The sequence below is a fragment of the Pseudomonas sp. PDM32 genome, assembly GCF_019219225.1.
Taxonomy (GTDB): Bacteria; Pseudomonadota; Gammaproteobacteria; order Pseudomonadales; family Pseudomonadaceae; genus Aquipseudomonas; species Aquipseudomonas laurylsulfatiphila.
In genome coordinates this window covers 1-225 of record NZ_JAHUWE010000081.1, presented here as the reverse complement: position 1 = coordinate 225, position 225 = coordinate 1, and the positions used below count along the sequence as shown (strand labels likewise).

Sequence of the window (225 nt, the reverse complement as noted above, 5' to 3'; positions counted from 1 at the left end):
AGCGCATCGAGCCGGTGCGGCGCTTCGCCTACGACACGCTCTACCAGCTAATCAGCGCCACCGGCTGGGAAACCGCCAAGCCGTCGTTGGGGCCGGCGTTGCCCGAGTGGCAGGGATTCGGCCCGCCGGACGCCAGTCGCTGGTGCAATTACACAGAGACCTATTATTACGATGAAGCGGGCAATCTGCTGCAGCGCCTGCATCACGGCGCGGTAGACGACACCT

The 225-nt window shown here is 64.4% G+C and carries 1 protein-coding gene; it reads left to right on the top strand.

Going from position 1 to position 225, the window contains the following annotated elements:
- Positions 1-225: hypothetical protein (locus KW846_RS29875; protein WP_218486481.1), on the top strand; the 225-nt coding region annotated here is incomplete at both ends.